This window comes from Streptomyces sp. DT2A-34 (assembly GCF_030499515.1).
Taxonomy (GTDB): domain Bacteria; phylum Actinomycetota; class Actinomycetes; order Streptomycetales; family Streptomycetaceae; genus Streptomyces.
Genome location: NZ_JASTWJ010000001.1, coordinates 6,863,638 through 6,879,056 on the forward strand (window position 1 = coordinate 6,863,638; position 15,419 = coordinate 6,879,056).

16 protein-coding genes and 1 pseudogene are annotated in these 15,419 nt (G+C 70.6%); 5 read left to right on the forward strand and 12 right to left on the reverse strand.

The window, feature by feature from the left end; translation table 11 throughout:
- Positions 1–41 precede the first annotated feature (41 nt).
- Positions 42–425 (forward strand): nuclear transport factor 2 family protein, encoded by a 384-nt coding sequence (locus tag QQM39_RS30815; RefSeq protein WP_302000804.1) that lies wholly within the window; start codon positions 42–44, stop codon positions 423–425.
- A gap of 41 nt (positions 426–466) precedes the next feature.
- Here the strand turns inward: QQM39_RS30815 and QQM39_RS30820 are convergent, their stop codons facing one another.
- Both QQM39_RS30820 and QQM39_RS30825 read right to left on the reverse strand, forming a co-directional pair.
- Positions 467–820, reverse strand: coding sequence for a cytidine deaminase (locus QQM39_RS30820; protein ID WP_302000805.1), 354 nt, complete (start codon positions 818–820; stop codon positions 467–469).
- A 28-nt stretch (positions 821–848) separates the two neighbouring features.
- Positions 849–1,670: a helix-turn-helix transcriptional regulator gene (locus QQM39_RS30825; protein ID WP_302003785.1), complete on the reverse strand. Its 822-nt coding sequence runs from the start codon at positions 1,668–1,670 to the stop codon at positions 849–851.
- A gap of 148 nt (positions 1,671–1,818) precedes the next feature.
- Between QQM39_RS30825 and QQM39_RS30830 the strand changes: the two genes are divergently transcribed.
- Entirely contained in the window at positions 1,819–3,246 is a 1,428-nt protein-coding gene (locus tag QQM39_RS30830; protein ID WP_302000806.1) for an MFS transporter, read from the forward strand.
- 139 nt (positions 3,247–3,385) lie between these two features.
- Here the strand turns inward: QQM39_RS30830 and QQM39_RS30835 are convergent, their stop codons facing one another.
- The 5 genes from QQM39_RS30835 to era form a co-directional block, all read right to left on the reverse strand.
- Positions 3,386–3,745, reverse strand: coding sequence for an MmcQ/YjbR family DNA-binding protein (locus QQM39_RS30835; RefSeq protein ID WP_302000807.1), 360 nt, complete (start codon positions 3,743–3,745; stop codon positions 3,386–3,388).
- Positions 3,742–5,049, reverse strand: a complete 1,308-nt coding sequence (locus QQM39_RS30840) for a hemolysin family protein (protein ID WP_302000808.1) — start codon at positions 5,047–5,049, stop codon at positions 3,742–3,744. Before QQM39_RS30840 ends, QQM39_RS30835 begins: the two co-directional genes overlap by 4 nt.
- On the reverse strand, positions 5,046–5,543 hold the full coding sequence (ybeY, locus tag QQM39_RS30845) for an rRNA maturation RNase YbeY (protein ID WP_302000809.1): 498 nt from the start codon (positions 5,541–5,543) through the stop codon (positions 5,046–5,048). The genes QQM39_RS30840 and ybeY overlap by 4 nt, the downstream gene beginning before the upstream one ends.
- A gap of 15 nt (positions 5,544–5,558) precedes the next feature.
- On the reverse strand, positions 5,559–6,629 hold the full coding sequence (locus QQM39_RS30850) for a PhoH family protein (protein WP_302000810.1): 1,071 nt from the start codon (positions 6,627–6,629) through the stop codon (positions 5,559–5,561).
- 414 nt (positions 6,630–7,043) lie between these two features.
- Positions 7,044–8,006 (reverse strand): GTPase Era, encoded by a 963-nt coding sequence (era, locus tag QQM39_RS30855; protein WP_302000811.1) that lies wholly within the window; start codon positions 8,004–8,006, stop codon positions 7,044–7,046.
- A gap of 152 nt (positions 8,007–8,158) precedes the next feature.
- On the opposite strand from era, the pseudogene QQM39_RS30860 reads away from it, so the two are divergent.
- Both QQM39_RS30860 and QQM39_RS30865 read left to right on the forward strand, forming a co-directional pair.
- Positions 8,159–9,501 (forward strand): annotated as a pseudogene (locus tag QQM39_RS30860) (ammonium transporter).
- The gene (locus tag QQM39_RS30865; protein ID WP_302000812.1) at positions 9,498–9,836 is read left to right on the forward strand and encodes a P-II family nitrogen regulator; all 339 of its coding nucleotides are present in this window, start codon (positions 9,498–9,500) and stop codon (positions 9,834–9,836) included. Before QQM39_RS30860 ends, QQM39_RS30865 begins: the two are co-directional and overlap by 4 nt.
- A gap of 43 nt (positions 9,837–9,879) precedes the next feature.
- On the opposite strand, the gene QQM39_RS30870 is transcribed toward QQM39_RS30865, so the two are convergent.
- Together QQM39_RS30870 and QQM39_RS30875 are read right to left on the reverse strand one after the other, a co-directional pair.
- Positions 9,880–10,353 (reverse strand): hypothetical protein, encoded by a 474-nt coding sequence (locus QQM39_RS30870; RefSeq protein ID WP_302000813.1) that lies wholly within the window; start codon positions 10,351–10,353, stop codon positions 9,880–9,882.
- 239 nt (positions 10,354–10,592) lie between these two features.
- Positions 10,593–11,441 (reverse strand): helix-turn-helix transcriptional regulator, encoded by an 849-nt coding sequence (locus QQM39_RS30875; RefSeq protein ID WP_302000814.1) that lies wholly within the window; start codon positions 11,439–11,441, stop codon positions 10,593–10,595.
- Positions 11,442–11,560: 119 nt separating this feature from the next.
- Here QQM39_RS30875 and QQM39_RS30880 point away from each other — a divergent pair, with 119 nt between their 5' ends.
- Positions 11,561–12,415, forward strand: a complete 855-nt coding sequence (locus QQM39_RS30880; RefSeq protein ID WP_302000815.1) for an NAD(P)-dependent oxidoreductase — start codon at positions 11,561–11,563, stop codon at positions 12,413–12,415.
- A 105-nt stretch (positions 12,416–12,520) separates the two neighbouring features.
- On the opposite strand, the gene QQM39_RS30885 is transcribed toward QQM39_RS30880, so the two are convergent.
- The 3 genes from QQM39_RS30885 to QQM39_RS30895 all read right to left on the reverse strand — a co-directional run bounded on the left by QQM39_RS30885 (position 12,521) and on the right by QQM39_RS30895 (position 15,410).
- Positions 12,521–13,762, reverse strand: coding sequence for an MFS transporter (locus QQM39_RS30885; RefSeq protein ID WP_302000816.1), 1,242 nt, complete (start codon positions 13,760–13,762; stop codon positions 12,521–12,523).
- Positions 13,759–15,072, reverse strand: coding sequence for a GH1 family beta-glucosidase (locus QQM39_RS30890; RefSeq protein ID WP_302000817.1), 1,314 nt, complete (start codon positions 15,070–15,072; stop codon positions 13,759–13,761). Before QQM39_RS30890 ends, QQM39_RS30885 begins: the two co-directional genes overlap by 4 nt.
- Positions 15,073–15,143: 71 nt before the next feature.
- Positions 15,144–15,410: a protealysin inhibitor emfourin gene (locus QQM39_RS30895; protein WP_302000818.1), complete on the reverse strand. Its 267-nt coding sequence runs from the start codon at positions 15,408–15,410 to the stop codon at positions 15,144–15,146.
- Between the last annotated feature and the right edge of the window lie 9 nt (positions 15,411–15,419).

The following is a 15,419-nucleotide window of genomic DNA, read 5'->3' on the forward strand; positions in this document are numbered from 1 at the left end:
CTCCGGGCGCCGCCCCGGCCGGCTCTGGTTACCATCCGGCCATGAGCGACGACGCGAGCGTGGCCGGGCTCGCTGCCACCACACACGGCTGGGCGGCGGCGATGGTCTCCAACGAGCCCGCCCGGATCGCCGACTTCATGGCCGACGACTGGGTCATCGTCTCCGACTCGGGCATCTCCACCAGGGCGCAGTTCCTCGCGCTCGTCGAGTCCGGCGACCTGACCCACTCGGCGTTCCGGATCGTCGGCGAACCCAGGATCCGCGTCCACGGCGACTCGGCGGTCGTGACCGCCCGGGTGACGAACACGGCCCACTACCGGGGCGAGCGCTTCGACGCGGACGAGTGGACGACCGACGTCTTCGTACGCCGGGACGGCCGCTGGCGCTGCGTACTGAGCCACATCACGGCGGCAGCGCGGCCCTGAACTCCGGGTGTTCCAGCCCGTCCGGCGTTCGCCCCCGAACCTCAGCCCGCCGTCACCGTGGAACGCACCGTCCCGTCCGGCCCCGCCACCAGCACCGGCGTCCCAGCCCCGCCAAGGTCCCGCACAGCCGCCCGGTCCCCCTCCGAGACCCCCTCCGCATCCGTCACGACCGCCGCCGCCTCCAGCGACTTCGCCCCCGACGCCACCGCCATCGCCACCGCCGTCCGCAGCGCGCTCAGCTTCAGGGAGTCCAGGGCGACGGTCCCGGCGACATACGTACGGCCGGTCTCGTCCCGTACGGCCGCCCCCTCGGGCACGCCGTTGCGGGCCCGCGCGGAACGGGCCAGGGTGACGATCTTGCGGTCCTCGGGGTCGAGCGCGCTGTTGTCGGTCATGACCTGAGCATACGTAGCGACGCCGGGCCTACCCGGCCACGGGGTACATGGCCCCGCGCCGCCCCTCCGGCGACGCCAGCCACTCAAGCTTCGCCGCCGTGTTCGCCTCGTCCAGCGGAGTGTGCAGCACGATCGACAGATCCGGCCGCACCGGCATCTGCATCACGCTCGACTCCAGGCACAGCAGCCCGACCAGCGGATGGTCCAGCTCCTTGCGGATCTGCCCGGCGTCCTCGATGTCCCGCCGCTCCCACAGCTCGGTGAACTCCGGGCTGGACGCCCTCGCCTCGGCCAGCACGGTCAGGAAGCCCTCGTCGTCGGGGGAGGCCGAGCACAGCGCGCGGAACTGCGCCACGACGGTACGGGCGTTCAGCTCCCAGCTCTTCGATCGCGCCCGGTACAGCGGATCCGTGAAGAAGTCGATCAGGCAGTTCCAGTTCTTGCCCGGCCGCATGCCGAGCACGGCCGCGGCCGCGTCGTTGTGCATCACGCCGTTGTAGTACCTGTCCATGATGTGCGCCGGATACGGCATCCAGGCGTCGATCAGCCGCTGCAGCCCGTCGCACATGTCCCGCTTCTCGGGCGCCACTTCGCGCACCGGCGGATTCATCCCGGCCAGCAGATACAGATGCCGGCGCTCGGCGTTGCTCAGCCGCAGCACGCGGGCCACCGAGTCCAGCACCTGCGGCGACACGGAGATGTCCCGCCCCTGCTCCAGCCACTGGTACCAGGAGGCGCCCACTCCGGCGAGCACGGCGACCTCCTCGCGCCGCAACCCCGGCGTACGGCGCCGCGCCCCGCCGTCCGGCAGGCCTGCCTCGGCCGGTGTCACCCGGGCCCGCCTGCTCATCAGGAACTCGCGCAGCTCGTGCCGCCGCCTGCTCTTCAGCGTGCCCTCGGACACGTACGAATCCCCCTCGTCCTGTTGGCTGGTGGTGCCACCACCAGGACAACTTCCCGCTCCCCACGGCTATTCCGGCGGGAGCAGTCTCTTGCCCATGGCGATCGACACCACCACTCCCACAACGCCCCCCTCGCTCGACAATCCCCGGTTGTCGACGCGCGACAAACTCGTCCTGTTCGTCCTGTGCGCCGCCCAGTTCATGGTCGCGCTCGACTTCTCCGTCCTGAACGTCGCCCTCCCCGTCCTCGGCGCCGACCTCGGCATGAGCCAGTCGGCACTGCAGTGGGCGGTCACGGCGTTCGCGCTGCCGTCCGGCGGATTCCTGCTCCTGTTCGGCCGTATCGGCGACCTCTACGGCCGCCGCAAGCTGTTCCTCACCGGCCTCGCCCTGTTCGCCGCGGCCTCGGTACTCGCGACGTTCGCCTGGGACCCGGCGTCCTTCCTCGCGGGACGCGCCCTCCAAGGCCTCGGCGCGGCGGTCATCGTCCCGACGGGCATGTCCCTGCTCACCACCACGTTCCCCGAGGGCCCCGCCCGGGAACGCGCCCTCGGCATCTCCGGGACGCTCATGTCCCTCGGGTTCACCATCGGCGTCGTCGCGGGCGGCGTCCTCACCGACGCGCTCGGCTGGCGCTCCACGATGGGCCTGCTCGCCGTCTTCGCGCTGGTCGTGCTGCCGCTGGCACCCGGCCTGCTGCCCGAGTCCCGCACTCCGGAGCGCCCCCACCTGGACGTGCCCGGCGCGATCACCGTAACCGGGGGTCTGCTCTCCCTGATCTACGCCCTGACCACGGCTGCCGACCACGGCTTCGGCCGCACCGACGTCATCACGACGCTCATCGTGGGCCTCGCGCTCCTCACGGCCTTCGCGGTCGTCGAGTCCCGCACGTCCGCACCCCTTGTCTCGCTGCCCATGCTGCGCCGCCGCACGGTGGCCTGGGGCAACCTGGGCGGCCTGGTCACCTTCTCGATGATGTCGACCGTCGTCTTCGTCCTCACCCTGTACCTGCAGGAGATCCTGCATCTGTCGGCCTGGGAGACGGGCCTGGTCTTCGGCGTCCAGGGTGTCGTCTCGGTGATCGCGGGCTCGCTCACCCCGAGGTTCATCAGCCGCCTCGGCGCGCGCCGCACCCTGGTCGTCTCGCTCACCGGTCAGGGCGCCTTCATCTCCGCCCTGCTGTTCCTGAACGCCCACACCTGGTCCGTCTGGCTCGCCACGGCCGCCGTCTCGCTGGCGAGCATGTTCCACCTGGGCGCGATCATCTCCTACGGCCTGACGGTCACCTCCGGCGTCCCCGACGAGGAACAGGGCCTGGCCACCGGCCTGGTCACCTCGACCCAGCAGATCGGCATCACCATCGGCATCCCCCTGCTGGGCGTCCTCGCGACGACCTCCGACGACCTGCTGTCCGGCACCCGCACGGTGATGGCCCTCAACGCGGCGATCGTGCTGGCCACGGCCGCCCTGGTGGCGGTGGGACTCGGTGCGGTGTCCCGCGGCGGGAAGAGGACGCGGGCCTGACGGGGGTGGGCCCGAGGGGCGTCCCATGCGACCGATCACCACGCCGGTCGCGCGGGACGCCCCACCCGTCGAGCCGTTCGACGGGATCGGCGCCACCGCAGTGGCGGGATCGCGCCGGAGGAGAGAACTCCGAGCGGGCTCAGGGGCGGTCGAGGCGGAGCCGCTCGGCTCTCGGCAGACCGGCCACGACCAGGTCGTACGAGTCCTCGATGAGCTCCCGGACGACACGGTCCGGGAGCTCGCCGTCGACCGTCACCGTGTTCCAGTGCCGCTTGTTCATGTGGTAGCCGGGCGCGATCAGGCCGGGGTGCTCGGCGCGGAGCCGGACCGCGTCCTCCGGGTCGCACTTGAGGTTGACTCTCAAGGGCCGGGCGTCCATCCAGCTCAGGGCGAACACCTTGCCCTGGACCTTGAAAACCGAGATCTCCGGGGCGAACGGGAAGTCCTCCACCGCCGCGTTGAAGGACAGACAGAAAGCGCGCAGCTCCTGAGGGGTCACTCCGCCTTCGTCTCCTCGTCCAGGGGCCCGGCGGGGCCCACCGGCTCCACGAGCACGGTCACGATCTTGTTCCGGCGCCCGGCCGCCGCCTCCGCCGTCAGCCGCAGCTCACGGCTGTCCGGCAGCTCGACCAGGGACGACGCCCCGGCGATCGGCACCCGGCCCAGCGCCTTCGCCAGCAGCCCGCCGACCGTCTCCACGTCCTCGTCGTCGTACTCGTCGAGGCCGTACAGCTCGCCGAGGTCGGTGATGTCCAGGCGGGCGGTGACCCGGTAGCGGTCCTCGCCCAGCTCCTCCACCGGCGGCAGCTCACGGTCGTACTCGTCGGTGATCTCGCCGACGATCTCCTCGAGGATGTCCTCGATGGTGACGATGCCGGCGGTCCCGCCGTACTCGTCGATGACGACGGCGACGTGGTTGCGCTCCTGCTGCATCTCGCGCAGCAGGTCACCGGCGTTCTTGGTGTCCGGGACGAAGGCGGCGGGCCGCATGGCCGTGGACACCAGCTCGCTCTCCGCGTCCCGGCTGATGTGCGTCTTGCGGGACAGGTCCTTCAGATACACGATCCCCACCACATCGTCCTCGCTCTCCCCGACGACCGGGATGCGCGAGAAGCCGGAGCGCAGGGCGAGGGTGAGGGCCTGGCGGATGGTCTTGTAACGCTCGATGACGACCAGGTCGGTCCGCGGGACCATCACCTCCCGCACCAGCGTGTCGCCCAGCTCGAAGACCGAGTGCACCATGCGGCGCTCGTCGTCCTCGATCAGCGACTCCTTCTCGGCGAGGTCGACCAGCGCCCGCAGCTCCGCCTCGGAGGCGAACGGGCCGCGACGGAAGCCCTTTCCGGGAGTGAGGGCGTTGCCGATGAGGATCAGCAGATACGGGATCGGGCCCATGATCCGCGCGAGCGGCAGCAGCACGTACGCCGCCGCCGTCGCCGTGTTCAGCGGATGCTGGCGGCCGATGGTGCGCGGGGAGACCCCGACGGCGACGTACGACACCAGCACCATGACCGCTATCGCGACCAGGAGCGCCTCGGTGGTGCTGTCGAACTCCTGGAGGCAGGCGTACGTGACGAGCGCGGCGGCGGCCATCTCGCAGGCCACGCGGACCAGCAGCGCCACGTTCAGATAGCGGGTCGGGTCGGCGGCGACGAGCGCGAGCTTCTCGCTGCCGCGACGGCCGCCGCGTACGGCCTCCTCGGCGCGGAAGCTGGAGACCCGCGCCAGGCCCGCTTCCGCGCAGGCGGCGAGCCAGGCGACGACCACGAGGGCGATCGCGCCGGAGACGAGAGGGAGGCTCATGACACGGTCGGGGCCGGGGAGGGCCCCGTCATCCCCTTCTCCGAACGCCAGCCGTCCACGATGGCGGCCTGCAGGCCGAACATCTCGGCCTTCTCGTCGGGCTCCTCGTGGTCGTACCCGAGCAGATGCAGCACTCCATGGACGGTGAGCAGCTGGAGCTCCTCGTCCATGGAGTGCTGCGTGGGCGCTTCCGTCCCCTGCTTGGCGGCGACTTCGGGGCACAGCACGATGTCACCGAGGAGCCCCTGCGGGGGCTCGTCGTCGTCCTTGGACGGCGGCCGCAGCTCGTCCATCGGGAAGGACATGACATCCGTCGGCCCCGGCAGGTCCATCCACTGGATGTGGAGCTGCTCCATGGCGTCGGCGTCCACGACGATCACCGAGAGCTCGGAGAGCGGGTGGATGCGCATCCGTGCGAGCGCATAGCGGGCGATGTCGAGGATCGCCTGCTCGTCGACCTCGGTTCCGGACTCGTTGTTGACGTCGATCGACATGGTCGTGCTGTGTCTCTACTTCCCCTTGTGCCCGGCCTTGCCGCCCCGGCCCTTGTGCGAGCCGTTCTGGGTGCCGTGCTTGCTGTCGTACAACTCGTACGCGTCGACGATACGGCCGACGAGCTTGTGCCGGACGACATCGTGGGAGGAGAGCCGGGAGAAGTGGACGTCCTCGACGCCCTCCAGGATGTCCTGCACCTGCCGCAGACCGGACTTGGTGCCGTCCGGGAGGTCGACCTGGGTCACGTCACCGGTGATGACTATCTTCGAGTCGAAGCCGAGGCGGGTGAGGAACATCTTCATCTGCTCGGGGCTGGTGTTCTGGGCCTCGTCGAGAATGATGAAGGCGTCGTTGAGCGTGCGGCCACGCATGTAGGCGAGCGGCGCGACCTCGATGGTCCCGGCGGCCATGAGCCGGGGGATCGAATCCGGGTCGAGCATGTCGTGCAGCGCGTCGTACAGCGGGCGCAGGTAGGGGTCGATCTTCTCGTAGAGCGTGCCCGGGAGGAATCCGAGCCGCTCCCCGGCCTCCACCGCGGGGCGGGTCAGGATGATGCGGTTGACCTGCTTGGACTGCAGGGCCTGCACCGCCTTGGCCATGGCGAGGTAGGTCTTGCCGGTGCCCGCGGGGCCGATGCCGAAGACGATCGTGTGCTTGTCGATCGCGTCGACGTACCGCTTCTGGTTGAGGGTCTTGGGGCGGATCGTGCGGCCGCGCGAGGAGAGGATGTTCTGGGTGAGCACCTCGGCCGGGGTCTCCTGGCCGTCCCCCTCGCCGTTCTCACTCGCTCTGAGCATGGCGATCGAGCGTTCCACTGCGTCCTCCGTCATCGGCTGTCCGGTGCGGAGCACCAGCATCATCTCGTCGAACAGGCGCTGGATGAGAGCGACTTCAGCGGCGTCGCCGACCGCGCTGATCTCATTGCCCCGGACATGGATGTCGGCCCCCGGGAAGGCCTTCTCGATCACGCGCAGCAGGGAGTCGCCGGACCCCAGCACGGTCACCATGGGGTGCTGGGCGGGGACGGTGAACTGTGCTCTCGCCTGCCCCTGCGCGGGTGTGTGAGCTGTGGGTGTCTGAGTCATGGGCCGGCTCGAAGGCCTTGCTCGTCCTCCTCGATACGACTCGCCTGCCACTTGGGCGGCCTGGCGATTTCCAGGGTACGCCGGGGGACTGACAACGCCGTAGGCCTTTTCGCCGGGGAGATCCGGGTCCGGTTCTTCGCCCCGGCCGCCCCTACCCATTCCCGTCCCCTGGGGGCTGCGCCCCCAGGCCCCCGCTTCGGCCCTGAACGGGCCTTGTCCTCAAACGCCGGACGGGCTGGAATGCCTGGGCCGGCGGCTCCCGTGGCCTTGTCCTCGGACGCCGGACGGGTAATTCCAGCCCCTCCGGCGTTTGAGGAGCGGGGGTCCAGGGGGCAGAGCCCCCTGGCCGGGGTCGAAGGGGCGGAGCCCCTTCAGGATGGGACGGGTAGGGGCGGCGGGGGCGAAAAACTGCCCTTAGAAGCCCAGCTTGCGCAGCTGCCGCGGATCCCGCTGCCAGTCCTTCGCCACCTTCACATGCAGGTCCAGGAACACCGGCGTCCCCAGCAGCGCCTCGATCTGCCGACGGGACTTGATGCCGACCTCCTTCAGGCGCTTGCCCTTGGGGCCGATGATGATGCCCTTCTGGCTGGGACGCTCGATGTAGACGAAGGCGTGGATGTCGAGGAGGGGCTTGTCCGCGGGGCGGTCCTCGCGGGGAAGCATCTCCTCGACGACGACGGCGATGGAGTGCGGCAACTCGTCACGGACCCCCTCCAGCGCGGCCTCGCGGATCAGCTCCGCGATCATCACCTGCTCCGGCTCGTCGGTGAGGTCGCCCTCGGGGTAGAGGGCAGGACCCTCCGGCAGCAGCGGAACGAGCAGGTCGGCCAGCAGGTCCACCTGCTGGTCGCCGACCGCCGACACCGGCACGATCTCCGCCCACTCGAACCCGAGCTCCTTGCCGAGCTGGTCGATCGCGATGAGCTGCTCGGCGAGCGTCTTGCTGTCCACGAGGTCGGTCTTCGTGACGATCGCGATCTTCGGCGTCTTCTTGATGGACGCCAGTTCCTTGGCGATGAAGCGGTCACCGGGGCCCAGCTTCTCGTTCGCCGGAAGGCAGAACCCGATCACGTCGACCTCGGCCCACGTCGTCCGTACGACGTCGTTGAGCCGCTGGCCCAGCAGCGTGCGCGGCTTGTGCAGCCCAGGGGTGTCGACAAGGATCAGCTGCGCGTCGGGGCGGTGGACGATGCCCCGCACCGTGTGCCGCGTCGTCTGCGGCTGGTTGGCGGTGATCGCCACCTTCTGCCCGACCAGAGCGTTCGTGAGAGTGGACTTGCCCGCGTTGGGGCGGCCCACGAAGCAGGCGAAGCCGGCGCGGTGGGTAGCCTCGGCCGGCTGCTCGGATGACTGGGTTCGAACGCTCATGGGGCCCATTCTCCCTGATCCACAAGTGCCCGCCGCACCACGGGCGCTCCACCTCCCGCCCGGTGAGATTTCGGAAACCCCGGCGCAATGAAACCTCGCCGAAACAATCCGTGCGCGTCCGGAAACGCATGCCGGTGAATCTCTGACGAGCCCCCACCTCGATGGAGACGACCGTGACCCTCGCCGCCGCGCAGGCAGACACCGGCGACACCGCCTGGCTGCTCGTCGCCGCCGCCCTCGTGCTGCTGATGACCCCGGGCCTGGCCCTCTTCTACGGCGGCATGGTCCGCACGAAGAGCGTCCTCAACATGCTGATGATGAGCTTCGTGTCGATCGCGCTCGTCACCGTCGTGTGGCTGGCCTGCGGTTACTCCCTCGCCTTCGGGGACGACGCGTTCGGCGGTCTCATCGGCGGTCTCATCGGCGGTCTCGACCACGCCGGTATGGCCGGCCTCGGACCGGACAGCGTCCAGGGGAACGTCCCCACCCTCCTCTTCGCCACCTTCCAGCTCACCTTCGCGATCATCACGGCGGCCCTGATCAGCGGCGCGATCGCGGACCGGGCGAAGTTCGGGGCGTGGTGGGTGTTCGTGCCCGTGTGGGCGCTGCTCGTATACGTTCCCGTCGCTCACTGGACCTGGGGCCCGGGCGGCTGGATCCTGGAGCGGCTCGGCGCCCTCGACTTCGCCGGCGGTCTCCCCGTGGAGATCACCTCGGCGCCTCCGGACTGGCGTTGTGCCTGCTCCTCGGCCCGCGCCTCGGGTTCAAGAAGGACGCCATGCGCCCGCACAACCTGCCGATGGTCGTGCTCGGCGCCGGTCTGCTGTGGTTCGGCTGGTTCGGGTTCAACGCCGGTTCCGCCCTCGGTGCCGACGGGCTCGCGGCCGCCGCCTTCCTCAACACTCTCGCCGCCGGCTGCACCGGCCTGCTCGGCTGGCTCTTCGTCGAGCAGAAGCGCGACGGTCACCCGACGACGCTGGGCGCGGCCTCCGGCGCGGTCGCGGGTCTGGTCGCCATCACGCCCTCCTGCGGCTCGGTCTCCCTGCTCGGCGCGCTCGTCGTCGGCCTCGCCGCCGGTGTCGTCTGCTCCTACGCCGTCGGCTGGAAGTTCACGTTCGACTACGACGACTCCCTGGACGTCGTCGGCGTCCACCTCGTCGGCGGCGTCATCGGCACCCTGCTGATCGGCGTCTTCGCGACGGCCACGATGACCGGCGGGACCGAGGGCCTCCTCTACGGCGGCGGGCTCGGGCAGCTCGGCAAGCAGGCGGTGGCCGTCGTCGCCGTGGCCGCGTACGCCTTCCTCGTCACCTACGGCATCGGCAAGGTCATCGACAAGGTCATGGGCTTCAGGGCGGGCGAGGAGCAGGAGCAAACCGGCCTGGACCTTACGGTGCACGCCGAGACCGCTTACGATCACGGGGTCCTGGGGCACGGCGCCCCGGTCTCCGCGTCCGTCGCCTCCCCCCTCCCCGCCGCGCAGAAGGTCAAGAAGCAGGCATGAAGCTCATCACCGCGATCGTCAAGCCCTACCGGCTCGACGAGGTCAAGACCGCCCTCCAGGAAATCGGTGTGCACGGTCTGACCGTCACCGAGGCGAGCGGCTACGGCCGGCAGCGCGGCCACACCGAGGTGTACCGCGGCGCCGAGTACCAGGTCGACCTGGTACCCAAGGTCCGGATCGAGGTCGTCGTGGACGACGCGGAGTCCGACGACGTCATCGACGCGATCGTGAAGGCCGCGCAGACCGGCAAGATCGGCGACGGCAAGGTGTGGGCGCTGCCGGTCGAGACGGTCGTACGCGTACGGACGGGCGAGCGCGGTCCCGACGCGCTGTAGCCGACGTCGTCGGCCGGGCACCGGGACCGCGCCCGTCAGAGCATCACTCGAACACGAACGGGCCCGGCGACTGCGGCCCGGTCGCCGTGCAGGTGATGGTGATGCCGAAGACGGTCATCTGCAGCGAGCCGCCGAAGGCCTCGAGGCTGTCGCCGGAGGCCACGGTGCCGCTGAGCGGGCCGACCTGGACGGGGTCGCCGGCGGCCATCGCCGGGTTCTCCGTGCCGGTGAAGCTGGTGGTGCCGCCGCTCGCCTTCACCAGGGTGAGCGTCGAGGAGATCGAGTCCTCGCCGAGCGCTATCGGCGCGGTGATGGCGGAGGAGTTGACGGTGATGGTGGCGGCGGTGCCGTCCTGCGTCGCCGTGAGCGTGGCCTCGCCACCGCCGAAGCTGCCGCAGTCGGCGGTGATCGTGGCGGTGCCGGGGGCGACGGCGAGGGCGGCGGGTGCGAAGGCGAGGCCGGTGACGGCGAGTACTCCGGTCACCAGCGCCGTTGCTCCGATGCGCTTGCGTCTCATGGGGATGGGCTCCCTTCCCGTGTGGGGAACTGCCGTGTGGGGATGGACGGGAGGTGCATGAGCAGGCCGTCGGCCGCAGGCGAACGTGGTGCGGTACGCCGCGTGGGGGGTGAATCTGACGGACCGTCGGAACTGCCGTTCCCATTGATGCGCGTGGGGTGAGGGTCGGCAAGGGTTAATTCCAGCCTCAATTACCGGAAGGTCAGCTACCGGATGCCGACAGTGCCGCCTCGGTCCGGTCAGGCCTGGCTGGGGGACATGTCCTGCAGGCCCACCACGCGCAGGAGTCGCAGGCGCTCGTAGGCCTCCGTGCCCGGGCGGGCGGTGTGGACGACCAGCAGGTGGTGGTGCTCGTGGCTGACCATGACCTCGCAGTCCAGTTCCAGGAGGCCGACCAGCGGGTGCACGAAGCGTTTCGTCGCCCGGTTGCGCCGGTACACCTCGTGCTCGTCCCACAGGCGCGCGAACTCCTCGCTCGACGCCCGGAGTTCGGCGACCAGCCCGGCCGGTTCCGGGTCGTCGGGGCGGGCCGCGGCCACCGCGCGCAGGGTGGCCACGTGGGCGCGCGCGTGGCCCGCGAGGTCCTCCGGAGGGAAGAGGGTGCGCGCGGCCGGGTCCAGGAAGAACAGGCGGGTCAGGTTGCGCTCGCGCCGCGGGCGGGACATCACGTCGCCGACCAGCGCCTTGGCCATCGCGTTCTGGGCCAGCACCTCGCCGCAGTCGTTCACCACCTGTGCCGGGGTGTCGTGCAGCCGGTCCAGGATCAGCAGCAGCCCGGGACGGACATGCGCCGACGCCGTCTCGCGGCACGGGGGCTCCTCGCCGGTCAGGTGGAACAGGTGGTCCTGCTCGACGTCGGTCAGGCGCAGCGCGCGGGCCAGCGCCGTCAGCATCTGGCGGGACGGGCGCGGGCCCCGGGACTGTTCGAGGCGGGTGTAGTAGTCCACGGACATGCCCGCCAGCTGCGCCACCTCCTCGCGGCGCAGGCCGGGCGTGCGGCGCCGGGCGCCCGGGGTCAGGCCCACGTCCGACGGGGTCAGCCGGGCACGGCCACGGCGCAGGAAGTCGGCGAGTTCGGCTCGGTTCACCTCTCCAGCCTGCGGCAGCGCGCCCGGCTTATCCAGGGACTGCCGGTCCCCTGATCAACGGGTCTCTCCCACGCGTACCGGCTCCGTCCGAGGGTGGTCGGTGACGAGAGGAGCAGAACATGCTGACGTTGGTGACGGGTACGACGGGGCAGGTCGGCCGGCGCTTCGTGCCGAGGCTGCTGGCGCAGCGGCGGCCGGGGGAGGAGGTACGGGTTCTCGTGCGTGACGCCTCGCGCGGCGAACCCTTCGCCGAGCTCGGCGCCCAGGTCGTCGTGGGAGATCTGCGGGACACCGAGACGCTCGGCAAGGCCGTCGCCGGGGTCGACGCGGTCGTCAACGTCGCGGCGTCCTTCCGCGGGGTTCCGGACGAGGAGGCCTGGGCGGTGAACCGGGATGCGGCCGTGGAGCTGGGCCGTGCGGCGCTGGCCTCCGGCGTGCAGAGGTTTGTGCAGGTCAGTACAGGGATCGTGTACGGCGTCGGTCGGGGGCGCCCGCTGACCGAGGACGACGAGACCCGGCCCGGGGGCGCGATGTGGGGCGCCTACGGCGAGTCCAAGGCCGAGGCCGAGCGGGAGCTGCTCGGCATGGACGGCCTCGATGTACGTGTCGCCCGGCTGCCCTTCGTCTACGGCGAGGGCGATCCGCACCTCGCCCAGTCCCTGATGTGGGCCCGGAACTGGGCGGCGACGCAGCGACTGCAGATGGGGCATCACGCGGACGTCGCCCAGGGGCTGTTGCGGATCCTGCACGCGCCGGGGATTGCAGGCCGGATCTACAACATCGCCGACGACGCCCCTGTGACGGCGGTCGAGCTGCACCAGCTGAACGGGGTTGAGGTCCCTGCTGAGCTGTATGACCGGACCGATCCCGACCCGTGGCTCATCATCACCTCCACGGAGCGGATTCGTCGGGAGCTGGGTTATCGGCCGTTGTATCCGTCGGTGTATGCGGCGCGGGATGCTTGTGCGCTGTAAGAAGGTGCCGCGATGGGTAGTCGGGCGACTGCGGGTCCGTTTGGGCTGGTCGCGCCCACGCGGCGGAGCCGCAAATCGATGCAGCCCCGCGCCCCCAGGGGCGTTCTAGTCCACGCCTCTGATACGTCCCACCAGCACCGCCCCCGCCAGCCCCGCCACCGCCGCCACCACGTACAGAACCCGGTATCCGCCCAGGTGCGTGACGATCGGGGCGGCGACGGCGGGGGCCGCCACCTGGGGCAATGCGTTCGCCACGTTGATGACGCCGAGGTCCTTGCCGCGGTCCAGGGCCTTCGGCAGTACGTCCGTCATCAGGGCGAAGTCGACCGACATGAACACCCCGAGGCCGAGGCCCAGCAGTGCCGCCACGACGATCGCGCTCGGCCAGGTCTGCCAGACGGACAGCAGGGCCGTGGCCGCCGCCATCAGTACGCCGGACCAGTGGACGAACGGCTTGCGGCGGCCCACTCGGTCCGACCAGGCGCCGCCCACCACGACCGTGGCCAGCAGGGTCACGCTGTTCACCGCGGTCAGGATCAGCACGCCCTGCTCGGGGTCCGCGTAATGCAGGCGGTCCCGCAGGTAGTACAGCAGGTAGAGGATCACCAGCGCGTTGCTGAGGTTGATCAGGAATCGGGTCAGCCAGGCCCAGCCGAAGTCGGGGTAGCGGCGCGGGCTCAGCCAGAAGCCGGTCGCGAACGAGCGCCATGACCATGTCGGCCGGTCCGCGGCCCCCAGCCTGAGATCCCGGTACCGCAGCACGTACGGCAGCACCCCCGCCACCGCGAACACCGCGCACGCCGCGTACCCCGCCCCGATCCCGCCCACCGCCGTCGCCAGCCCCGTCCCGGCGACCGCGCCGAGGATCTGTGCCGCGCCCAACCAGCCGCCCACCACGCCCCGTTGAAGCCGCGGCACCCGGTCCGGCACCGCGGCCGTCACCGCCGCGAAGGCCGCGTTCAGGGTCAGCTGGACCAGGCACCAGCCGAGCGCCATCGTCCACAGCCCGTCCGCGCCGGCGAGCAGCAGCAGCGACAGCGCGCCGCCCGCCGCGCCGGCCACGATCCACGGCGTACGGCGACCCCAGCGGGCCGTGGTGCGGTCCGACAGCGCGCCGAAGAACGGGTTCGCCAGCAGTGACACGACCGCGCCCATGCCGGTCACCCACGCCAGCAGGGTCTCCTTCGACATCCCGGTGCCGGGCGCGAAGTCCTCCGCCTGCTGGGCGAGCAGGATCTGCAGCGGGCCGTACCAGCCCACCCAGATCGCCACGTTGGCCAGCGACAGCGCCGCCGTCCAGCCTCGGCCGACCCGTTCGACGGGCTCGGCCAGGGCGTCGACCGTCATCCCTGTGCCCGGAGCACGTCCCGCAGCCAGCCGTACGACGCCTTGGGAGTCCGCGTCAGCGTCTCGTAGTCCACATGCACCAGCCCGAACCGGCGCGCGTACCCCTCCGCCCACTCGAAGTTGTCGAGCAGCGACCAGACGAAGTACCCGCGCACGTCCACGCCCGCCTCCACCGCCTGGTGCAGCGCGCGGATGTGGCCGTCCAGGTAGGCGATCCGCTCCTGGTCGTCGATGCCCTCGTAACTGCAGCCGTTCTCGGTGATGACGACGGGCGGCAGCCGGTCGCCGTACCGCTCACGGAAGCCGGTGAGCAGCTCCGTCAGGCCTTCGGGGAGCACCGGCCAGCCGAAGTCCGTCGTCGGCACATCCTCGATCTCCCGCACCGAGAAGGGCAGTTCGGCGGGCATGGTCACCCCGCCGAACTCGATCTCGGTGCCCTGCGGGGCGCCCACGCGGGTCGGCGCGTAGTAGTTGATGCCGTAGAAGTCCAGCGGCTCCGCGATGACCTTCAGGTCCGACTCGATGCCTTCGGGGCCTCCCGGCATCAACTCGCCGAGTCCGGCCGGGTATTCGCCCAGCAGCAGAGGATCCGCGAACAGCCGGTTCAGCAGTACGTCGTAGAAGTCCGCCGCCTCCACATCCGCCTGCTCCCGCGACGCCGGCCACGTCGGCCCGTGCGAGTTGGCGACCCCGATGTCCGCGGCGCCGGCCGCGCGCAGGGCCCGTACGGCGAGACCGTGGGCCAGCAGCTGGTGGTGGGCGACAGGGAGGGCGTCGAAGAGGAGCTGCCTGCCCGGTGCGTGGGTGCCGAGCGCGTGGCCGAGCAACGTGTGCTCGGCCGGCTCGTTGAGGGTGATCCACTTCTTGACGCGGTCGCCCAGCCGCTCGGCGACCACGGACACGTACTCGGCGAAACGGGCGGCCGTGTCCCGGTCGAGCCAGTCCAGCGCGACCGGCAGATCCCAGTGGAACAGCGTCGGCACCGGCCGTACGCCCGCCGCGCACAGCTCGTCCACCAGGCGGTCGTAGAAGTCGAGGCCCTTCGGCGCGTTCACCCGCGGCCACGAGATCGAGAAGCGGTACGCGCCCACGCCCAGGTCCGCGAGCAGCGCCACGTCCTCGCCGTAGCGGTGGTAGTGGTCGCAGGCCACCGCGGCCGTGGAGCCGTCCTTCACCTTTCCCGGCTCGGCCGTGAAGGCGTCCCAGACGGACGGTTCACGCTCGTCCGCAGCGCCTTCGATCTGATGGGCCGAAGTGGACACACCCCACAGGAAGCCGGCCGGGAACTGAGGTATCGGGTTCGTCGCCATGCGCCGGATCATCCTTACCGGCGGTAACGGAAGTCAACGCCCCGGCGTGAACTGCCAGTTACGCCCCTCCCTTACGCCCCTTCCTTCAGCACCCGGCTGATCAGCTTGCGCTGCTCGTCCGTGAGCCGGGGGTCCGAGCAGTACACCGTTCTGCCGTCGACGGTGATCTGGTAGCTGAAGCCGTCCGGAACCCCGATCGGGGGCGTGCCCCGGCCGTCCGCGACCGCGCGCTCGGCCAGGGCCTGCCACTCCTGGGCGTCGGGCCGCCCCGAGGTGTCCACCTCGGCGTGCCGCTCGATACCCGCGAATCCGCCCGTGCGTCGTACCTGAATACGCATGGGTTCCTG

Excerpts from the sequence above, each read along its gene's own strand:
- QQM39_RS30815 (WP_302000804.1), top strand. The coding sequence starts at position 42 with ATGAGCGACGACGCGAGCGTGGCCGGGCTCGCTGCCACCACACACGGC.
- QQM39_RS30820 (WP_302000805.1), bottom strand. The coding sequence starts at position 820 with ATGACCGACAACAGCGCGCTCGACCCCGAGGACCGCAAGATCGTCACC.
- QQM39_RS30825 (WP_302003785.1), bottom strand. The coding sequence starts at position 1,670 with ATGAGCAGGCGGGCCCGGGTGACACCGGCCGAGGCAGGCCTGCCGGAC.
- QQM39_RS30830 (WP_302000806.1), top strand. The coding sequence starts at position 1,819 with ATGGCGATCGACACCACCACTCCCACAACGCCCCCCTCGCTCGACAAT.
- QQM39_RS30840 (WP_302000808.1), bottom strand. The coding sequence starts at position 5,049 with ATGAGCCTCCCTCTCGTCTCCGGCGCGATCGCCCTCGTGGTCGTCGCC.
- ybeY (WP_302000809.1), bottom strand. The coding sequence starts at position 5,543 with ATGTCGATCGACGTCAACAACGAGTCCGGAACCGAGGTCGACGAGCAG.
- QQM39_RS30850 (WP_302000810.1), bottom strand. The coding sequence starts at position 6,629 with ATGACTCAGACACCCACAGCTCACACACCCGCGCAGGGGCAGGCGAGA.
- era (WP_302000811.1), bottom strand. The coding sequence starts at position 8,006 with ATGGGCCCCATGAGCGTTCGAACCCAGTCATCCGAGCAGCCGGCCGAG.
- QQM39_RS30865 (WP_302000812.1), top strand. The coding sequence starts at position 9,498 with ATGAAGCTCATCACCGCGATCGTCAAGCCCTACCGGCTCGACGAGGTC.
- QQM39_RS30870 (WP_302000813.1), bottom strand. The coding sequence starts at position 10,353 with ATGAGACGCAAGCGCATCGGAGCAACGGCGCTGGTGACCGGAGTACTC.
- QQM39_RS30880 (WP_302000815.1), top strand. The coding sequence starts at position 11,561 with ATGCTGACGTTGGTGACGGGTACGACGGGGCAGGTCGGCCGGCGCTTC.
- QQM39_RS30885 (WP_302000816.1), bottom strand. The coding sequence starts at position 13,762 with ATGACGGTCGACGCCCTGGCCGAGCCCGTCGAACGGGTCGGCCGAGGC.
- QQM39_RS30890 (WP_302000817.1), bottom strand. The coding sequence starts at position 15,072 with ATGGCGACGAACCCGATACCTCAGTTCCCGGCCGGCTTCCTGTGGGGT.
- QQM39_RS30895 (WP_302000818.1), bottom strand. The coding sequence starts at position 15,410 with ATGCGTATTCAGGTACGACGCACGGGCGGATTCGCGGGTATCGAGCGG.